Raw genomic sequence first — 16,921 nt, 5'->3', positions numbered from 1 at the left:
AGGGAAACGCAACATCCAGGCAACGTTTCCCGATCGAACGCACTCCTCACAAGTAGATCAGTAGTGTGGATCGTGGCGTCGACTGGGAGGAGCGCACGGTGACCGACTGGCCGCGGGGACCGGTCGAGGCGGCATCAGTGCGCCGCAGGAGCCGGGTGGGCGCGTTCGCTCTCCTGGGTGGCAAGGCCGTCATCTCACTCGTCTCGGTGGCCGTTCTCGCGCTGGCCTGGTACGGCTGGCAGTTCGTCGGCAACGTCAGTTCGGGTGTCACCACAACGGACGTGTTCGACAGCGAACCACAGGCCGTTCCGCTGGATGGAGCAATCGACATACTCCTCGTCGGGCAGGACAGCCGCACCGACGCCCAGGGCAACCCGCTTCCCCAGGAGGTGCTCAACCGGCTGCACGCGGGTGAGGCCAACGGTGAGCGGCAGACCGACACCATGATCCTCGTGCACATCCCCCAGGACGGCACGCGCGCGGTGGCGATCTCGTTCCCCCGCGACTCCTGGGTGGAGCTGGCAGGCGGCTACGGCACGCACAAGCTCAACAGCGCGTTCGTCTACGCCTACAACGACCGGTTCGAGACCCTGCAGCAGGAGGGCGAACTCGGGCAGGACGAGATCGAGCAGAAGGCGAGGGAGGCGGGCAGGCGCAACCTGATCGCCACGATCGAGCAGTTCATCGGCAAGCGCGGGATGATCGACCGCTACGCCGAGGTGAACCTCGCGAGCTTCTACGAGGTGACGAAGGCCATCGGCGGCGTCGAGGTGTGCCTGAACAACCGCGTGCGGGAGCGGAACTCCGGCGTGAACCTGCCCGCGGGGCGGCAGACCCTGCAGGGCGTGCAGGCGCTCGCGTTCGTCCGGCAGCGCTACGACCTGCCGAACGGCGACCTCGATCGCATCGCCCGGCAGCAGGCGTTCCTGTCCGGTCTGGTGCGCAAGATGCTCTCCTCGGAGGTGCTGTTCGACCCGGGCAGGCTCAGTGACGTGGTCGCGGCGGTGAAGAAGTCGGTGGTGCTGTCGAAGGACTGGGACCTGCTGCAGTTCGCCGCGCAGATGCGCAACCTGTCCGGCGGCAACGTGGAGTTTCACACCATCCCCGTGATCGGCGACGCACGGATCGGCAGTGCGTCCGTGTTGGAGGTGGACCAGCAGGAGGTCCGCGCGTTCGTCGACGAACTCGTCACCGACGAGCAGGAGGACACCACGGAGCCGGCGCCATCGGTGATCGCGGGCGCCGAGGAGATCACCGTGGACGTCTTCAACGGATCCGGCGACGAGGGTCTCGGCGAGTCCGTGCGAGAACTGTTGCAGAGCAAGGGTTTCCAGGGCGAGGGTTTCGCCACAGTGGACCCGGCCACGGAGTCGGTGATCCACTACCACCCGGGCGAGGAGTCGGCCGTGGACGCCGTGCGCCAGGCACTCGGCGAGACGCTGGCCGCCGTGGAGGACAGCACGCTGGCCAGTGGCAGGCTGAGCGTCATCCTCGGTTCCGACTACGAGCTGAACGTCACCGCGAGCTCCGAGGCCGCCGCCGAGCCCAGCTTCGCGGGGCAGGCACCTCCGCGGCAGAACCTCACCTCGCCCTCCGGCGCGCAGCAGACGGACGGCGCCGAGCCGGATGAGCCCATCACCGCCGGTGACGTGCCCTGCGTCAACTAGGCTGTCCGTCATGGGGACCGCGCGCGGGGTGGGGAGGAGCCAGCGTGGACAACGACGACGATCGCGACGCCGGCCGGACTGAGTCCGAGCCGGAGGTGGCCTCGTCGGCTGTCCCGACGCCGTACCCCCGCTCATCGGGGACGGGCGATGGCGAGGCCCCCGATTCCGAGGACGGGGACGGTGACGCCGGCCGGCCCGGCGAGCAGGCCGGGGACGCGCCGCCGCGGCGGCGCAGGCGCTCGCCGGTGCGCGCCGCGGCCCGCACGCTCATCGCCCTGCTGTCGGTGGTGGCGCTGGCCGCCACCGGCTACGCCTACGCGACGCTGGACCAGCTGCAGGACAACGTCCAGACCACCGACGCGCTGACCTACGACGACCACGGGGACGACGAGGAGGGCACTCCTCCCCCGCCGAAGGACGACGGGGCCACCGACATCCTGCTGGTCGGCGCCGACTCGCGCACCGACATGCAGGGCAATCCGCTGCCGCTGTCGATGCTCAAGCAGCTGCGCACGGAGAGCAAGGAGGGCATCAACACCGACACGCTGATCGTCCTGCGCATCCCGAAGGACGGCAGCGCACCGTCGGCCGTGTCGATCCCCCGCGACACCTGGGTGGACGTGCCGCAGGGCGGGCGGGACAAGATCAACTCGGCGTACGGGGCGGCGAAGGTCGCGGAGGCTCAGCGGCTGCGCGCCGAGGGCAGGACCGACAGCGCCGCCATCTCCCGCGAGTCGGACCAGGCGGGCAGGCGAGCCCTGGTCAAGACCGTGCAGGACTTCACCCAGGTCAGCATCGACCACTACGCCGAGATCGGACTGCTCGGCTTCTACCTGCTCACCGAGGCGCTCGGCGGTGTGGAGGTGTGCCTGAACCACGCGACCGAGGACAAGGACTCGGGTGCCGACTTCGCGGCCGGGCCGCAGGTCGTCTCGGGTGGCGAGGCGCTGTCGTTCGTGCGCCAGCGCAAGAACCTGCCGAGGGGCGACCTCGACCGCATCGTGCGGCAGCAGGCGTTCCTGGCGTCGGCGCTGAACAAGGTGCTCTCGGCGGGCACGCTGACCAACCCCGGCAAGCTCAGCCAGCTCACCGAGACGGTGCGCCGCTCGCTGGTGATGGACCCCGACCTGGACCTGCTGCAGTTCGCCGAGCAGGCCAAGGACATCGCGAGCGGCAAGATCCGGTTCGTGACGATCCCGGTGGTGCAGGTGGGCGCGCGCAGCGCGGACGGCCAGAGCATCATCACCGTGGACACCGGGCAGGTGCGCTCGTTCCTGCGCAACCTGGTGAACAGGGACCTGCCCCCACCGGCGGCCGGAGGCGGCGGCTCGGCACCCGCGGCCGGTGCGTCGGCCCCCATCACGGCCGACGGGGTGCCGTGCGTGAACTGACCGGGTCGTTAGGGTCGGGTGTGTGAGCCTCACCGAACAGCTGTTGCGCCCGATGCTGGCCTCGTCCGCGGCCCGGCCGCTGGTGACGCACTACGACGACGCCACGGGCAGCCGGATCGAGCTGTCCGTCGCCACGACGGCGAACTGGGCGGCGAAGACCGCGAACTGGCTGGTGGAGGAGTTCGACGTCGAGCCGGGCGACGAGGTCGCCGTCGACCTGCCCGCCCACTGGCAGACCGCAGGGGTCCTGCTGGGTGCGTGGTGGTGCGGGGCGCACGTCGTGGCCGACCCGGCGGGTGCGCGCGTCGCGTTCACCGGGCCGGAGGGCACGCCGGGCAAGGCCGAGGCGACGGCGATCGTCGCGCTCGACCCGCTGGGCCGGGGGCTCGGCGCGCCGCCGTCGGGTGGGGCGCTCGACTACCTCTCGGAGGCCCGGCTCGCCGGTGACGACTTCTCCCCGCTGCTGCCCATCGACGGCGGCACGCCCGCGCTGCTCGGCACCACGGTCGACGACCTGCTGGCCACGGCCAGGGAGCGGGCCACGGCGCTGGGCATCGGCGCGGGCGATCGCGTGCTGTCCACGCGGGCGTGGTCGCTGCCGGACGGGGTGCTCGACGCGCTGCTCGCACCACTGGCCGCCGGGGCGAGCCTGGTGCAGGTGACCAACGCCGACCCCGCCCGGCTGGACGCCCATCGCACGACGGAGCGCACGACGGTGGACCTGGTGTCCTGACCGGTCCGCGACCGGCAAGGTCAGGCGTTCTGCCACGCCGCATCGGCCTTGCCGGCGGCGGCGCGCCTGCGCCCGAAGATCAGGTGGTCGAGCGAGAGCCGCCCGCCGTTGAAGCCCAGCGCCAGCCCGGCGAGCCCGAGCACCAGCACGAGTTCGTAGCCGCCCTGGCCGGTGAGCCCGGCGTCGAGGTGGACGAAGAACAGGGCGCCGAGACCGCTGATCGCGTAGCCGATGCCCACCACCGGCAGCGCGAACCCGGCGATGAACGCGATCGAGCCGAGCACCTCGACGGCCATGAGGAACAACGCGGTGACCGTGGGCAGCGGAACGCCCGCGGCGCCCACCATGTCGGCCGTCCCTCCGATCCCCATGTCCCACTTCTGCAGCCCGTGCGCGAGGAACACCACCGCGATCGCGACGCGTCCGAGCAGCGCCGCCACGTCCTGTACGCGACCGAACATCCCAAACCACCCCCGTATAGATGAACCTTCAACTAACAAGGTTGATCGTATCCGGCCCAGGTAAAGCCGGGGGAAAGAACCTGACCGCCGCGCGAGCCTGTTCGACCGGTTCGACGATCGAATCGTGACCGCGTGCCCCGCTAAGCTGCGGCCGTGAACGGCGCGCTGCGGTGGAGCAACGAGATACTGGCCTTCCTGCTGGAACTCGCCGCCCTGGTCGCGCTGGCGTACTGGGGCTTCACCGCCGACCTCGGCACCGTGAGGGCGATCGTGCTGGGACTGTGCGCGCCGACCTTCGCCGCCGTTCTCTGGGGCCTCTTCGCCGCGCCGCGGGCGCGGTTTCCCCTGCCCGTGCCCGGCGTGCTGGCGGTGAAGGCACTCGTGTTCGGCGCGGCGGCGGCCGCGCTGTACGCCCGGGAGCACGCCGTGCTGGCCACCGTGTTCGCGGTCGTCGTGCTCGTCAACACCGTCGTCGTCACCGGGTACCGGCACCGGGAGCGGCAACGGGGTGCCGCACCCGGCACGTGAGCCGCGATGAGTTCCCTCCGCCGTCCGAGTCGATACAGGCGTCACACGATGCGGACGACGAGGAGAGACGATGCTGATCATCGCGGGCCGGATCCGGGTCGACGAGCGCGACCGGGACGCCTACGTCGCGGACTGCCGCCGGGTCGTCGAACAGGCACGCCGTGCGCCGGGGTGCCTCGACTTCGGCATCACCGCCGACCCGCTGGTACCCGACCGGGTGAACATCTACGAGCGGTGGGCCTCCGATGACGCGCTCGCCCGGTTCCGGGGCGCGGGCCCGGGTGACGACCTGGGCAGCCGGATCCGCGAGGCGGACGTGCACAGGTACCGGATCGCCAGCGTCGAGGATCCGTGAGAACCCTACTGGGAGTGGACCGAATGCGGCACTGGTGCCACTGGATGGAGCGAATGCCGCATTGGGGAAGCACTACGAGTGCACGTCTGCACCTTCCGTGTGGCTCGCTTCCGTATCGAAGTGGGGTGCGGCTGGGCCTTGCAGCCTGGCGGGCCGGGCAATGAATGGCCTGGGGTGGTCGCCGGTGGGTACCTTGGCCGCGTCGTCCGACGATCGCCCGGCCAGTCAGCGTGGCGGGGGTGGTTCCGGTACATCTCCTGGTTCCGCCGCTTGCGGCTTGGGCTGCGTCTTGGCGGGCGTAGGCGAATGCTCGAATGGATACGCAGCCTCCGAGTTTTGACGCTCGCGATCGATCTGATCGAGCGTCTTCACCGAATCCTCTGACTTCTGGCCTTCGTAACGCATACGGCCTGCGTTGGTGTTCTCGATATCGGCATAGGAACCGTTCGCAGCATGTAGCTTGTCTGCGATCCCGTCGCCGATCTGCGCCAGCGCGACGCAGCCCTTCGTAACGCGGACTAGCGCGGCACCGACGACCTCCGACGAGAAGCCAGCGTCGACCGCGTCCGGCATGTCACTTGCGATCAAGTCAAGATCTGCGACACCACCACGGAGATAATCCGCAGCCTGAGTCAGTGCGCCTTCGTCGTAGAAGTAGCCGTCCACGTCCGTCCCCCTCGTTTCGCCATCGTCAGCGAGTCCAGTCCTGCACTGGCTCGGGATGTCGTGCGTCTTCGGCAAGTGGCATGTCGAAGACGACTCTCGCCGCTCCCGCTTCGAACGCGACCTCGTCGATCTGGGCGACATCTATCGCCGCTGCCGCCTGATACGGCCCACATCCGGCTTGCAGCGCGGGCAACGAGGAGTACGCGAGCAGCAATGGTTGCCCCGGTTTACGACAGTACAACTCGGCGTCCACGTGCCTGTCGCCTGCCCTGACAGGGCGTGTCGGTATCCACACCATCCCGGTCGCCGCCATGTCGTCGCCAGCCAGCTTGATGTGTTCCATCGGCTCCATCTCGGATGGCTCCGGCGCCGGATAGCGCGAGCCCTCGGGGTGCCATGCGTCCAAGGCGACGAGTAGGGCGTCATCTAGCGCGCGACCCAATTCGACGACTTCAGCACAAGTCGCACGCACACAAGGTTGCGCGTCGCCGCAGGACACTACAAGGTTGGTAATCCGCGTGTACGCCCAGAGAATCAGTTCATTGCGGACGCTCTTGTAGAACTCCAGCGAACCTTCGGGCTTTGTCAGGACATACAGGCGATCGACTTCAAGGTCGGCAATAACGTCGAGGGTCGCCAACGCCCTCCGGTCGAACGGCTTCAGTTCCGGCTCGGCGCCGGACTCACGATCAAGATTATCTGCCAACGATCATCCCCCAACCGACCTCGTACGACTCGTTCCATATCTCCTCATGCCCCCCGCGTTATGTGAACCCGGCCCGTATACGCGATCGGCTCGGCATCGTGGTCGGGTGACAATACAAGCGTCATCTTCCCGCTTGAGTCGTTGACGGTGTACGCACTATCGAACGTCACCTCATGGCCTGGCGCAACCTGCTTGTCCGGCAACAACGGTGCTTCACAGGGACCTCCGGGATCAGCCAGGAGCCGAGACGCGCCTTCCGCGCGTTCGGGGTTGCTGGGAGCCATATCGCGAAGTCGGTAGTCGCCAACACCACCATTTCTGACTCGGATCGACACTATGGCACCGAACCGCGCATCACCTGGGTATGCTGTCGAACTCGGCTTACACGGCCGCGCACCGACTACTTCGATAGTCACCCCACTGCGCCACGTATGGTGCCCCCAGGCAGTGCTTTGCGGCTTGCCCTTGTTCGAGGAGCCCCCGCAACCGCTGACCAAGGATACGGCCGTCAGGACGGCACCGACGGCAGCCGTACTGCGCAGCATGGTTTCAGCCCTCACGTCGGTAGAAGCGTACCCAACGCTCGTCCTCGGCGTCGGCGGTGCGCTCGTCAGGAATGGCGGCGTCGGTCGCTGGTTCAGTGTCTTCGGCGAACCATGCCGGGTTGGCGGGATTGCGGAGTGCGTTTTCCGGCCAGGTGGGGAATGCTTCGCGGAACGCTGCGGCGGACATGTCACCGATGCCCGTTTGCTCCATGGTTTCCCGGATCAACGGGTCCGACATCAGCTCCCACACCTGAACGTCGCTGAGCCGGGCAACCGGGATCGCACGGGGGCCGCCATTCGGGTAGCGCAATGCCGGTACGTGGTCCAGCTCGAGGAGCCTGCGAGCCTGAGGTGCCACCTTCGCGCCCGCCGCGACGGAGTGCAGGATCCCGTTGTAGACGAGATCCCAGATGCGGCGGTCGGCCTGCCAGTCCGTGCGGTCCATGGCGATGTTGTCCTCATCGTCGGCAAGACCAAGCGTGATCACCGTCGGCCCGCTGCCGAAGTTGATCTGTCGTAGCGCGTACAAGTTGACCACGTGGTTCCGGCGATGAACACCGAATCGGTAGAGGTCGTACTGGCACCAGTCCGCGCCAGCCGACAAGACGGTGTAGCTGAACGGGCCCGTGATCAGCAGGGAGACGCCGACGAACAGCAGCCACAGCGGCCAGTAACTCACCCAGACGAGCGGAGAATCGCCAGCGATCACACAAATCAGCGAGAACCCCACCACCAGCATGGCCAGGCTGACGAAGAACAGCGCGAGCTTCGCACGCCTGCTTTTCTTGTGCCACGCCAGCACCGGCCCCATACCCGCCGGAGGCGAAGGCTTGTAACGGGCGTTCACATCGCGATCACGACCGTCCCCCTCGTCACGACCAACGTAGCCGCGGCCGTGTGGGGGAAACGGCTCACCGGTGTCCCGGTCAGGGCGCGGCGGCAAACCTGACCCACCGCCCGAAGGCGTAGTCACCGGCCCATGCCCTCGTAATTGATCTTATGCATCTGACCAGGCATTTCCTTCTGCTCCGGCACGTAGTAGTCCACTACTTTACTACCGGCGAAACCACCGATGATGCTGCCGGCGCCACCGCCAAGAACGGTGCCCCACGGCCCAGCAGCGCTACCGATGACACTGCCAACTGAACCTCCGACAGCTCCACCACTGAGGATTCCGGCTGACTTCGCGACCGCCTTACCCCAGGTCTGTTCACCCGTCGAGGCCCCCCACATCTCGGTGCCGACCGTCAGAGTGGTGCCGATGTAAGGCAACTTCTTCAACACACCACTTACTGCCTTGATGCCGAGCGCAGCGTCATCAATGGGGGCGGCGATGTTCGGACTTCCCCGTCCTGGGTAGCCTGCCGCCCCCGTTCGAAATCGGTCCGGGATATGTTTCAGGAGCTTGTCCAGTGAGTCGAACTTCGCGCGATACTGCTGCTCCTTGGCAGTCGACCTGGCCGCGTTGATCAGGGCACGTGCGCGTTCGGGCGGCGGCAGCTTTCCGGCGGCCATCTGTTGGAATCCGAGCGCGTTGGCCGCAAGCCGATCAGCCTTCAACAGCGACTCGTAGCGGAGATTCTCCGCCGAGCCGACACCGCTGATCACAGCTGACGCGCTCGTGTTACCGATCGTCCACGCGTCGACGTTGGCGCCCTTGCTCGGATGCAGTGCCTGCCACAGCCGCGAATGCGCTTCCTTCTCGTTGTTGCGAGCAGCGGTGAAGATGGCCAGGCATTCGTTATAAGCGTCGACCTTGCGGTTGAACTCATTCACGAGCTGCTTGTAGCCGTCGATCACTGCCTGCTTCGCTTGAATTTCGCCCGCTGAGTCGCCTGGCATCGTGGGCGGCATCCGAAGATCAGGCGGCACGCCCGGACTTTGCGGATGCTCGACGATCGGGCCATCGACTGTGAGCCCACCCGCACGCGCCTTGCTCACGACCTCGTCCATCTGCCGCTTCACACCGTCCAAGGAATCGGCGAACTCATTGAGCGCTCGCGAGTACAGCGGCAGCGTGTAGCAGAGGTGATGCAGCGGATCAAGCGTCGCTGTGACGGACTCGGCGAAGGCATCCCGCGCGGGGCCAGACCACGTGACCTCCGTGCTGTCGCGGCTCTTGCGGTAGAGCGTCTGCGCGTCCTCGGCGTACCGCACAGCCTTATCAAGCTGCTCAGCAGCGTCGCGGCACATCTCAACGCTGCCATTGACGGTGGTATTCAGATCGCTCGCGGCCACAACGCCTCCCCCGTGATGTTGCCAGCTCAAGCGAACGTAACACGGAGTTACCAGCTGAACACGTACTTCCCTCATTCTCCAGCTAGTAGCTACTTGGCGGCGCTCACAGGACCGGCTGGATCCGGTGCCGGATCCAGAACATCGCCCGCTCACTGCAGTGTGACGGTGGCCAGGCTCTTGCCGTCGTGGCGTTTGGCGCGAGGGAGCTGCACGCCGGTGGGGTCGTCGTCGGCTTCCCACCGTTGGCAGCGGCCGAGCGTTGCGCTCAACGTGTCGGCGTCCGCTGGGACGAGGGACGGCCAGTTGTTGACGCCGAGGCCAGCGTGCCGAGGTCGCGTTGGGTCGGCTGTTGACCAAGGGCCGCGCGCCCGGTATGCACGTCATCGGCGCGCTGCAGGACCCCCCGCAAGGAGGTCGTGAAGTGGCGCGACTTGTTCCCCACCCGCATGGCGCTGCGGCTGGTCGAGGGCTCGAAGTGCGGCATGGTGCTCGGCGACGGTGCCCGTGACCGCGGTGCCCGCTGTGAGGAGATCACCGAGACCGCGCGCGGCGTGGGCTACGTGGTCGAGGCCGGCTCTCGTGCCGTGACACGCGTGCGTGCCGCCTATCTGACCGACGACGACATCCGGCAGCTCGCGCAGACCCACCGGCCCGGGCCGGTGCTCCACTCCGGGGAAGCGGGGCGTCGCCTGATGACCAGTACCCACTCGGCACAGCAGCCGGAACCGATCAGCAAGGACGGTGCGGCGACCTGTCCCCGGACGACGTTGACCGGGACGCGCAGGTCGTCCGTGTCCAGCGGCAGCTCAAGACCGTGCAGGGTGTCACGCTGCCCTGGAGCGAGCCCGACGGCGAGCGGGTAACGGTGCGGGTTCTGATGATGGGTGAGGCAGGACGCCTCGGTACCGGTGACCTGTTCACCAAAGTGGTGTGGCACGGCGCGTTCCGGCGACCGGAATCGAGTACCGCAACCGCGAGGACGGCATGCATGCCCTGAGGCATTTCTACGCGTCCACACTGCTGTCCCGCGGTGTGTCGATCACCGAGCTCGCCGACCTCGGACACGCCGACCCGGCTTCACTCTCCGGACCTACACCCACCTGGTGCCGTCGAGCCACGAGCGTGCCCGCCAGGCCGTCGATGCCGTCTTCGCACGGCCTACCGACCACGACGGCCTGGAGGCGGCCTGATCATGGCGACTACCCGGGCAAAGAGGAAGCCGCCATCATCGGCTCAGCCCTTGAGCAGGGAGCGGGCCATCACGAGGCGCTGGATCTGGTTGGTGCCCTCGTAGATCTGGGTGATCTTCGCGTCGCGCATCATGCGCTCCACCGGGAAGTCGCGGGTGTAGCCTGCGCCGCCGAAGAGCTGCACCGCGTCGGTCGTGACCTCCATCGCGACGTCGGAGGCGTAGGACTTCGCGGCGGAGGCCATGAACGACGCGCGCGCGTCGCCGCGCTCGGTGGCCGCCGCGGAGGCGTAGACGAGGTGCCGCGCGGCCTCGATCTTGGTGCCCATGTCGGCGAGCATGAACTGCACACCCTGGAACTCACCGATCGCCTTGCCGAACTGCTTGCGCTCCTTGACGTAGGCCACGGCGGCGTCGAGGGCGCCCTGCGCGATGCCCAGCGCCTGCGCGCCGATGGTGGGGCGCGTGTGGTCGAGCGTGCGCAGGGCGGTCTTCAGCCCCGTGCCCGGCTCGCCGATGATGCGGTCGGCCGGAATCGCGCAGTTCTCGAAGTAGATCTCCCGCGTGGGCGAGCCCTTGATGCCGAGCTTGCGCTCCTTGGGGCCCACCGAAAAGCCCGGGTCGTCGGCGTGCACCACGAACGCCGAGATGCCGTTCGACTTCTTCTCCGCGTCCGGGTCGGTGACGGCCATCACCGTGTACCAGCTGGACTCGCCCGCGTTCGTGATCCAGCACTTGGTGCCGTTGAGCACCCAGGTGTCGCCCTCCAGCCGGGCCCGCGTGCGCATCGACGCGGTGTCCGAGCCCGCCTCGCGCTCCGACAGCGCGTACGACGCCGACGCCTCACCCGAGGCGATCGACGGCAGCACGGTCTTCTTCAGCTGCTCGGACGCCGACAGCAGGATCGGCTGGGTGCCCAGCTTGTTCACCGCGGGGATCAGCGAGGCCGAGGCGTCGACTCGCGCGACCTCCTCGATCACGATGCACGCCGCGATGGCGTCCGCACCCTGCCCCTCGTACTCCTCGGGGATGTGCACGGCGTTGAAGCCGGCCCGCGCGAGCGCGTCCCGCGCCTCCGCCGGGTACCGCTCCTGCTCGTCCACCTCGGCGGCATGGGGCGCGATCTCCTTCTCCGCCAGCGCGCGCACCGCCGCCCGCAGTTCCTCGTGCTCCTCCGCGAGCTGGTAGAGGCCGGGACCGTCGCTCACCTGCGCCACCTTTCGTCGAGACTTCTCCACGCCGGTCCCGATGTTAGTGGCCGTTTACTCGGACATCCTTGTGTTCTTGGCCGCACTCTTCCTAATGTCAGGTGATGCCGATCACAACGATGTCCCGGCCTCCCGGACTTCCGGACACCCTCACCTACCCCGACACGCCGGTCAGCACGCTGCTCGCGGGAGCCGCCACCCGGTTCGGCGACCGCACGGCGTTCCAGCACGGCGCCGAGCGCCTCACCTTCGCCGAGACGTGGCGCGGCGCCTGCCGGTTCGCCAACGCCCTGCGCGAGCGCGGCGTCGGCCACGGTGACACGGTGGCGTTGCACCTGCCGAACTGCCTGGCCTTCCCGGTCGCCTACTACGGCACGCTGCTGGCGGGCGCGACGTTCAGCCCGGCCAACCCGCTGCTGCCGCCGCACGACCTCGCCCACCAGCTCGCCGACTGCGGGGCGTCCGCCGTGGTGACCTACGGCCCGGTGGCCAGGGCGCTCGCGGGCACCGGCATCGACCTCGTGGTCGTGTACCGGCCGAGCGGCGAGGGGCAGCTGGACTTCGAGACGTTCTGTGCCCGGGCCTCCGAGGTGCCGCCCGATCCGGGCGTGGACGTGCGCCAGGATCTGGCGCACCTGTCCTACACCGGCGGAACCACCGGCCGGTCGAAGGGCGTGCGGCTGCCGCACCGCAACGTGGTCGTGAACTCGCTGCAGTACGGGTGCTGGGGCTACGGTGCGGTGCCCGAAGTGGACGATGCGGGCAACCCGGTGCTCGACCAGGTCGGCAGCGAGGACGAATGGCCGGTCCGACTCGGTGAGGGCATCGGCATCAACCTCACGCCGTGGTTCCACGCCATGGGCACCATCGGCTCGCTCAACGTGCCCGTGCTCGCGGGTGGCACCGTCGTGTTGCACGACCGCTTCGACCCACCGTCCTATGTGGCCGACGCCGAACGCCTGCGGGTGACGTCGATGGGTGGTGCGCCCGCACTCTTCGCCGCGCTGCTGGCGTGCGAGGAGTTTCACACCGCGGACCTGTCGTCGGTGCGCACGATAACCTCCGGCGCGGCACCGATGCCGCACGAGATGATCAACGCCTTGCAGCGCCGCTTTCCCGACGCCGTCATCGCCGAGGGCTACGGCCTCACCGAGGTCACCATGGGCGCCACGCTCGCCCCGAGCTGGCGGTCCGGCCGGCGCAAGGTCGGCTCGGTGGGGGTGCCGACGTTCGACACGGAGATCCGGATCGTGCCCGCCGAAGGTGGAGAGGAACCGTTGCCGCCCGGCACGCCGGGCGAGGTGTGCGTCCGCGGCCCGCAGGTGATGCAGGGCTACCACAACCGGCCCGAGGAGACCGCCGCCGTGCTCGTCGACGGCTGGCTGCACACGGGCGACATCGGCGTCATCGACGACGACGGCTTTGTGTCCATTGTGGATCGCAAGAAGGACATGCTCATCTACAAGGGCTACAACGTGTACCCGCGCGAGCTGGAGGAGCTGCTGATGGCGCTGCCCGAGGTCGCGTCCGCGGCGGTCGTCGGCAGGCGCACGCCGGAGGCGGGCGAGCTGCCGGTGGCCTTCGTCGTGCGCGCCGCCGGGCACGAGGGTGCCGAGCCGGAGCGGCTCCTGGAAACCGTCAACGCCCAGGTGGTGCCGTACAAGCGGCTGCGGGAGCTGCGCTTCGTGGAGACCATCCCCGTGTCGGCTGCGGGGAAGGTGCTCAAGCGCGAGCTGCGCGACCAGCTCACCTGACCCGGCCCCGGCGAGCCGAAGGGCACCCTGGGTACACAGGACGCACCCAAGGTGCCCTTCGGCTCGGTGCCGCTCACGGTGCGGGCCAGGCGGACATCGCGGCGTCGACGGCGGCGAGCAGCTCGTCGCGGCCGGCGCCATCGCGTGCCTGGATCGAGAGTCCGTGCAGCACGGTGACGTAGAACCGCGCGAGCCCGGCGGTGTCCGTCCCCGCGGGTAACTCGCCGTCCGCCAGCGCCGCGTCCAGCCGCGCCCGCAGCTCGGCCAGGTCCTGCCTGCGCAGCTCGGCGAGGAAGTCGCCGATGTCGCGGTTGGCCTCGGTGTGGTTGGTGGCGGCGAGCACCACCATGCAGCCGCGCGGGGTCTCCGGGTCGGTGTAGGCGGTGGCGTTGACCCGCAGCATCGCGTCGATACCGGCCCGCACCGTCGGCGCCTCCCGCAGGGCCCGCTGCGGAGCCCCGCCGTCGGTGCGTACGTAGAGTTCGACCGCCTCCCGGAACAACGCCTCCTTGCACGAGAACGCCGCGTAGAGGCTGGGCGAGTTGATGCCCATGGCCGACGTGAGGTCCGCCATCGAGGTGCCCTCGTAGCCGTGTTCCCAGAACACCCGCATCGCCGCGCGCAGCGCCGCGTCGCGGTCGAAGCGGCGGGGCCTGCCGCGTCCCGCCATCCGCCCTCCAATTTTGTGTCGACCATTACATATTACTTGCCGTGTGGCATCAGCCTGCCCTACCAATTATGTACAGATCACTACATAAATGAGGTGGGCACATGCTGCAGGACAAGGTCGCACTGATCACCGGCGGTGGAAGGGGCATCGGCGCCGCCACCGCGCGCCGCCTGGCACTGCAGGGCGCGGACGTCGCCATCACCTATGTCAGCGCGCCCGGCGCCGCGAAATCCGTGGCGGCCGACGTGGAGGCGCTGGGCCGCAGGGCACTGACGATCAAGGCCGACAGTGCGGACGCCGAGGAGATCGTGGCCGCCGTCGAGCACACGGTCAGCACGTTCGGCAGGCTCGACGTCCTGGTCAACAACGCGGGCCTCTTCCACGCCGGACCGCTCGAGTCGATCACCGTCGCCGACATCGACCGGATGCTCGCGGTGCACGTGCGCGCGGTCCTGCTGGCCACCCAGGCCGCTGCCCGCCACCTGGGCGACGGCGGGCGCGTCATCAGCATCGGCAGCAACCTCGCCACCCGCGTGGCCGACGCGGGCACCGTGCTGTACTCGGCGAGCAAGTCGGCGCTGATCGGCCTCACCAGGGCACTCGCACGGGAACTCGGGCCGCGCGGCATCACGGCCAACGTCGTCGATCCAGGTTCGACCGACACCGACATGAATCCCGCCGACGGTCCGCACGCCGACGCACAACGGGAGCGGACGGCCCTCGGCCGGTACAACACCGCGGACGACGTCGCCGAGGCCGTGGCCTACCTGGCGGGCGACGGCGGCCGCAATGTCACCGGCACCGCCCTACTGGTCGACGCGGGCGCCAACGCCTGAGACCACGGCCGGCGCGGGAACCGGCCGCCGCGGCCTCGTCCTGCGGCGCGAGATCGCCACCCCGGCCAGGCAGACGGCGCCGCCGACGAACCCGTACACCGTCGGCACCTCGCTCAGCAGGAGCCAGGACAGCAGCACCGACACCGCGGGCACGGCGTAGGTGGACGCGCTCAGCTTGCCCGCGTCGGTGCGGCGCAGGGCGTAGGCCCAGGTGCTGAAACCGAGCGCGGTCGGCACGAGTCCGAGGTAGACGGTGCCGAGGATGGCACTCACGGGGGCGGCGCGCAGTTCGGTGATCAGCTGCGGCAGCCACGGCAGCAACGCGACGGTGCCCATGACACAACCGAGCCAGGTGATCGTGAGCCCGTCGGCGTGGCGCAGGGTCACCTTCTGGATCAGCACGCCCGCCGCGTAGAGCACGGCGGCGACGAGGCACAGCAGCACGCCGATCCCGTCGCTCTGTCCCGACGACCCGGCCGCGATGATCGCCACGCCGCCGAATGCCACCACCGACCCCACCAGCAGCGGGCGCGGGAAACCCTCGCCGAGCAGCAGCCCCGCGCCGAACGCCACGAGCAGCGGCGCGACGTTGACCAGCAGAGCCGCCGTGCCGGCGTCGACATGCTGCTCGCCCGCGTTGAGCGCCACGGTGTAGGCGGCGAGCCACAGCACGCCGTAGGCGGTGATCAGGGCGAAGGCCTTGCCGGTCAACGGGATGCGTGTGGACCGGCGACGGGTGGCCAGCACGGGAACGGACAGCGCGACGGCCGCCACGGCGAGCCGGAGCAGTGCCAGCGGCGCCGCCGACAGGCTGTGCCCGATGTCGCGGATGGCCACGAAGGACGAGGCCCACAGCACGACAGTCAGCGCCGCCGCGGCGGCGGCCTTGGTGCCGTCGGAGGACAGGGAGGCGGCTGTGGTGCCACGCGGACGCACAGGCCCATCGTCGTGGCGCGAGCGGCGGGAAGCTGGCAGGTTCACGCCTCCATCCTCGGCCCGCCAATTCGGTAGCACAAGCGATTAGTTCTACACAACCGTTAAGCCGAGTTGTACGATGGGGGGATGCTGGATGTCGCCAGGCTGCGGCTGCTGCGCGCGGTCGTCGCCACCGGATCGATCCGCGCGAGCGCCGAGGTGCTCGGCTACACACCGTCGGCGGTGAGCCAGCAGCTCACCGCGCTGCAGCGGGAGACGGGCCTGCGACTGTTCGAGCGCGTCGGCCGCGGCATCGAACCCACCGCGGCGGGGCGCACCCTCGCCACCGAGTCCGGCGCGCTGTTCGAGGCGCTGAGCCACGTCGAAGGCGTGGTGGACGACCTGCGCAACGGGCGCGTCGGGCGGCTCTCGCTCGGCTACTTCGGCTCGGCGGGCTCGGCGTGGCTGCCGCCGGTGGTGGCGACCCTGCGGGCGGAGTTCCCCGAGCTGCGGCTCGACCTGCGCATGACCGAGAACCCGGAGCCCGGCGAGTCGCTGCCGGACATCGACATCTTCGTCGAGCGGCCTGACGGCAGGCGGCCCGCCGGTGCCGAGGTGCGCAGGCTCGCCGACGATCCCTACCTCGCGGTGGTGCGCGCCGACGACCCGCTCGCCGCCCGTGGGGAGGTGCCGCTGGCCGACCTGGCCGGGCAGGCATGGATCGACAACGACCTCGGCAAGGGCGCCTGCAGGCAGGTGCTGCTCGACAGCTGCGCCGAGGCGGGCTTCTCGCCCCGGTTCGTCGTCGAGGCCAACGACTACGCCACCGCGATCCCGTTCGTGGCCACCGGCATCGGCCTCACGGTGATCCCCGCGCTCGGCATTGCCGACCTGCCGGAGGAACTGACCACGGTGCGCATCGTGTCACCGACGCCGGTGCGCCACATCAGCGTCGCGGTGCGCCAGTCGATTGCCGGGCATCCCGCGGCCGTGCGCGCGCTGGAGGTCCTGGAGAAGGTGGTCAGCGACAGCTAGTGCCGCGCCGCGCCGAGCCCGAGG

Annotated in this window: 17 protein-coding genes; 9 read left to right on the top strand and 8 right to left on the bottom strand. The window is 69.1% G+C overall.

Translation table 11 applies throughout. The features are described from left to right. Window positions 1-98 precede the first annotated feature (98 nt). The 3 genes from BAY60_RS09820 (at window position 99) to BAY60_RS09810 (ending at window position 3,791) form a co-directional block, all read left to right on the top strand. Window positions 99-1,667, top strand: coding sequence for an LCP family protein (locus tag BAY60_RS09820; protein ID WP_112280841.1), 1,569 nt, complete (start codon window positions 99-101; stop codon window positions 1,665-1,667). 95 nt (window positions 1,668-1,762) lie between these two features. After that, a complete protein-coding gene (locus BAY60_RS09815) occupies window positions 1,763-3,058 on the top strand; it encodes an LCP family protein (protein ID WP_245992431.1) in 1,296 nt (431 codons plus the stop codon). Between the two features lie 22 nt (window positions 3,059-3,080). Next, complete coding sequence (locus BAY60_RS09810; protein ID WP_112280415.1) at window positions 3,081-3,791, top strand: TIGR03089 family protein; 711 nt, start codon at window positions 3,081-3,083, stop codon at window positions 3,789-3,791. A gap of 20 nt (window positions 3,792-3,811) precedes the next feature. Here the strand turns inward: BAY60_RS09810 and BAY60_RS09805 are convergent, their stop codons facing one another. After that, the gene (locus tag BAY60_RS09805) at window positions 3,812-4,252 is read right to left on the bottom strand and encodes a DoxX family protein (protein WP_112280414.1); all 441 of its coding nucleotides are present in this window, start codon (window positions 4,250-4,252) and stop codon (window positions 3,812-3,814) included. 153 nt (window positions 4,253-4,405) lie between these two features. Between BAY60_RS09805 and BAY60_RS09800 the strand changes: the two genes are divergently transcribed. Beyond that, window positions 4,406-4,780, top strand: coding sequence for a YrdB family protein (locus BAY60_RS09800; protein WP_112280413.1), 375 nt, complete (start codon window positions 4,406-4,408; stop codon window positions 4,778-4,780). A 70-nt stretch (window positions 4,781-4,850) separates the two neighbouring features. Next, entirely contained in the window at window positions 4,851-5,135 is a 285-nt protein-coding gene (locus tag BAY60_RS09795; RefSeq protein WP_112280412.1) for a putative quinol monooxygenase, read from the top strand. A gap of 225 nt (window positions 5,136-5,360) precedes the next feature. On the opposite strand, the gene BAY60_RS36735 is transcribed toward BAY60_RS09795, so the two are convergent. The 4 genes from BAY60_RS36735 to BAY60_RS09780 all read right to left on the bottom strand — a co-directional run bounded on the left by BAY60_RS36735 (window position 5,361) and on the right by BAY60_RS09780 (window position 9,290). Further along, complete coding sequence (locus BAY60_RS36735) at window positions 5,361-5,801, bottom strand: hypothetical protein (protein WP_146770993.1); 441 nt, start codon at window positions 5,799-5,801, stop codon at window positions 5,361-5,363. 25 nt (window positions 5,802-5,826) lie between these two features. Then, entirely contained in the window at window positions 5,827-6,507 is a 681-nt protein-coding gene (locus tag BAY60_RS09790) for an SAV_915 family protein (RefSeq protein ID WP_112280411.1), read from the bottom strand. A gap of 549 nt (window positions 6,508-7,056) precedes the next feature. Next, complete coding sequence (locus BAY60_RS09785; protein WP_146770992.1) at window positions 7,057-7,899, bottom strand: hypothetical protein; 843 nt, start codon at window positions 7,897-7,899, stop codon at window positions 7,057-7,059. Between the two features lie 122 nt (window positions 7,900-8,021). Beyond that, window positions 8,022-9,290, bottom strand: a complete 1,269-nt coding sequence (locus BAY60_RS09780) for a hypothetical protein (protein ID WP_112280409.1) — start codon at window positions 9,288-9,290, stop codon at window positions 8,022-8,024. Window positions 9,291-9,706: 416 nt separating this feature from the next. On the opposite strand from BAY60_RS09780, the gene BAY60_RS09775 reads away from it, so the two are divergent. Further along, entirely contained in the window at window positions 9,707-10,153 is a 447-nt protein-coding gene (locus BAY60_RS09775; RefSeq protein ID WP_112280408.1) for a hypothetical protein, read from the top strand. 370 nt (window positions 10,154-10,523) lie between these two features. On the opposite strand, the gene BAY60_RS09765 is transcribed toward BAY60_RS09775, so the two are convergent. Continuing rightward, window positions 10,524-11,696: an acyl-CoA dehydrogenase family protein gene (locus BAY60_RS09765; protein ID WP_211330284.1), complete on the bottom strand. Its 1,173-nt coding sequence runs from the start codon at window positions 11,694-11,696 to the stop codon at window positions 10,524-10,526. A 95-nt stretch (window positions 11,697-11,791) separates the two neighbouring features. On the opposite strand from BAY60_RS09765, the gene BAY60_RS09760 reads away from it, so the two are divergent. Further along, complete coding sequence (locus tag BAY60_RS09760) at window positions 11,792-13,441, top strand: class I adenylate-forming enzyme family protein (RefSeq protein ID WP_112280406.1); 1,650 nt, start codon at window positions 11,792-11,794, stop codon at window positions 13,439-13,441. A gap of 73 nt (window positions 13,442-13,514) precedes the next feature. On the opposite strand, the gene BAY60_RS09755 is transcribed toward BAY60_RS09760, so the two are convergent. Beyond that, window positions 13,515-14,111 carry a TetR/AcrR family transcriptional regulator gene (locus tag BAY60_RS09755; protein ID WP_112280405.1) on the bottom strand — a complete coding sequence of 199 codons (597 nt, stop codon included), beginning with the start codon at window positions 14,109-14,111 and terminating at the stop codon, window positions 13,515-13,517. Between the two features lie 101 nt (window positions 14,112-14,212). On the opposite strand from BAY60_RS09755, the gene BAY60_RS09750 reads away from it, so the two are divergent. Then, the gene (locus tag BAY60_RS09750) at window positions 14,213-14,947 is read left to right on the top strand and encodes an SDR family NAD(P)-dependent oxidoreductase (protein ID WP_112280404.1); all 735 of its coding nucleotides are present in this window, start codon (window positions 14,213-14,215) and stop codon (window positions 14,945-14,947) included. On the opposite strand, the gene BAY60_RS09745 is transcribed toward BAY60_RS09750, so the two are convergent. Then, on the bottom strand, window positions 14,918-15,883 hold the full coding sequence (locus BAY60_RS09745) for a DMT family transporter (protein WP_112280403.1): 966 nt from the start codon (window positions 15,881-15,883) through the stop codon (window positions 14,918-14,920). The two genes, BAY60_RS09750 and BAY60_RS09745, sit on opposite strands and share 30 nt — an antisense overlap. Window positions 15,884-16,009: 126 nt before the next feature. Here BAY60_RS09745 and BAY60_RS09740 point away from each other — a divergent pair, with 126 nt between their 5' ends. Further along, on the top strand, window positions 16,010-16,897 hold the full coding sequence (locus tag BAY60_RS09740) for a LysR family transcriptional regulator (RefSeq protein ID WP_112280402.1): 888 nt from the start codon (window positions 16,010-16,012) through the stop codon (window positions 16,895-16,897). Window positions 16,898-16,921: the final 24 nt, after the last annotated feature.

The organism is Prauserella muralis (assembly GCF_003202285.1).
Taxonomy (GTDB): domain Bacteria; phylum Actinomycetota; class Actinomycetes; order Mycobacteriales; family Pseudonocardiaceae; genus Prauserella_B; species Prauserella_B muralis.
The sequence above is the reverse complement of the archived record's forward strand: the minus strand, read 5'-3'. Positions and strand labels throughout refer to the sequence as shown.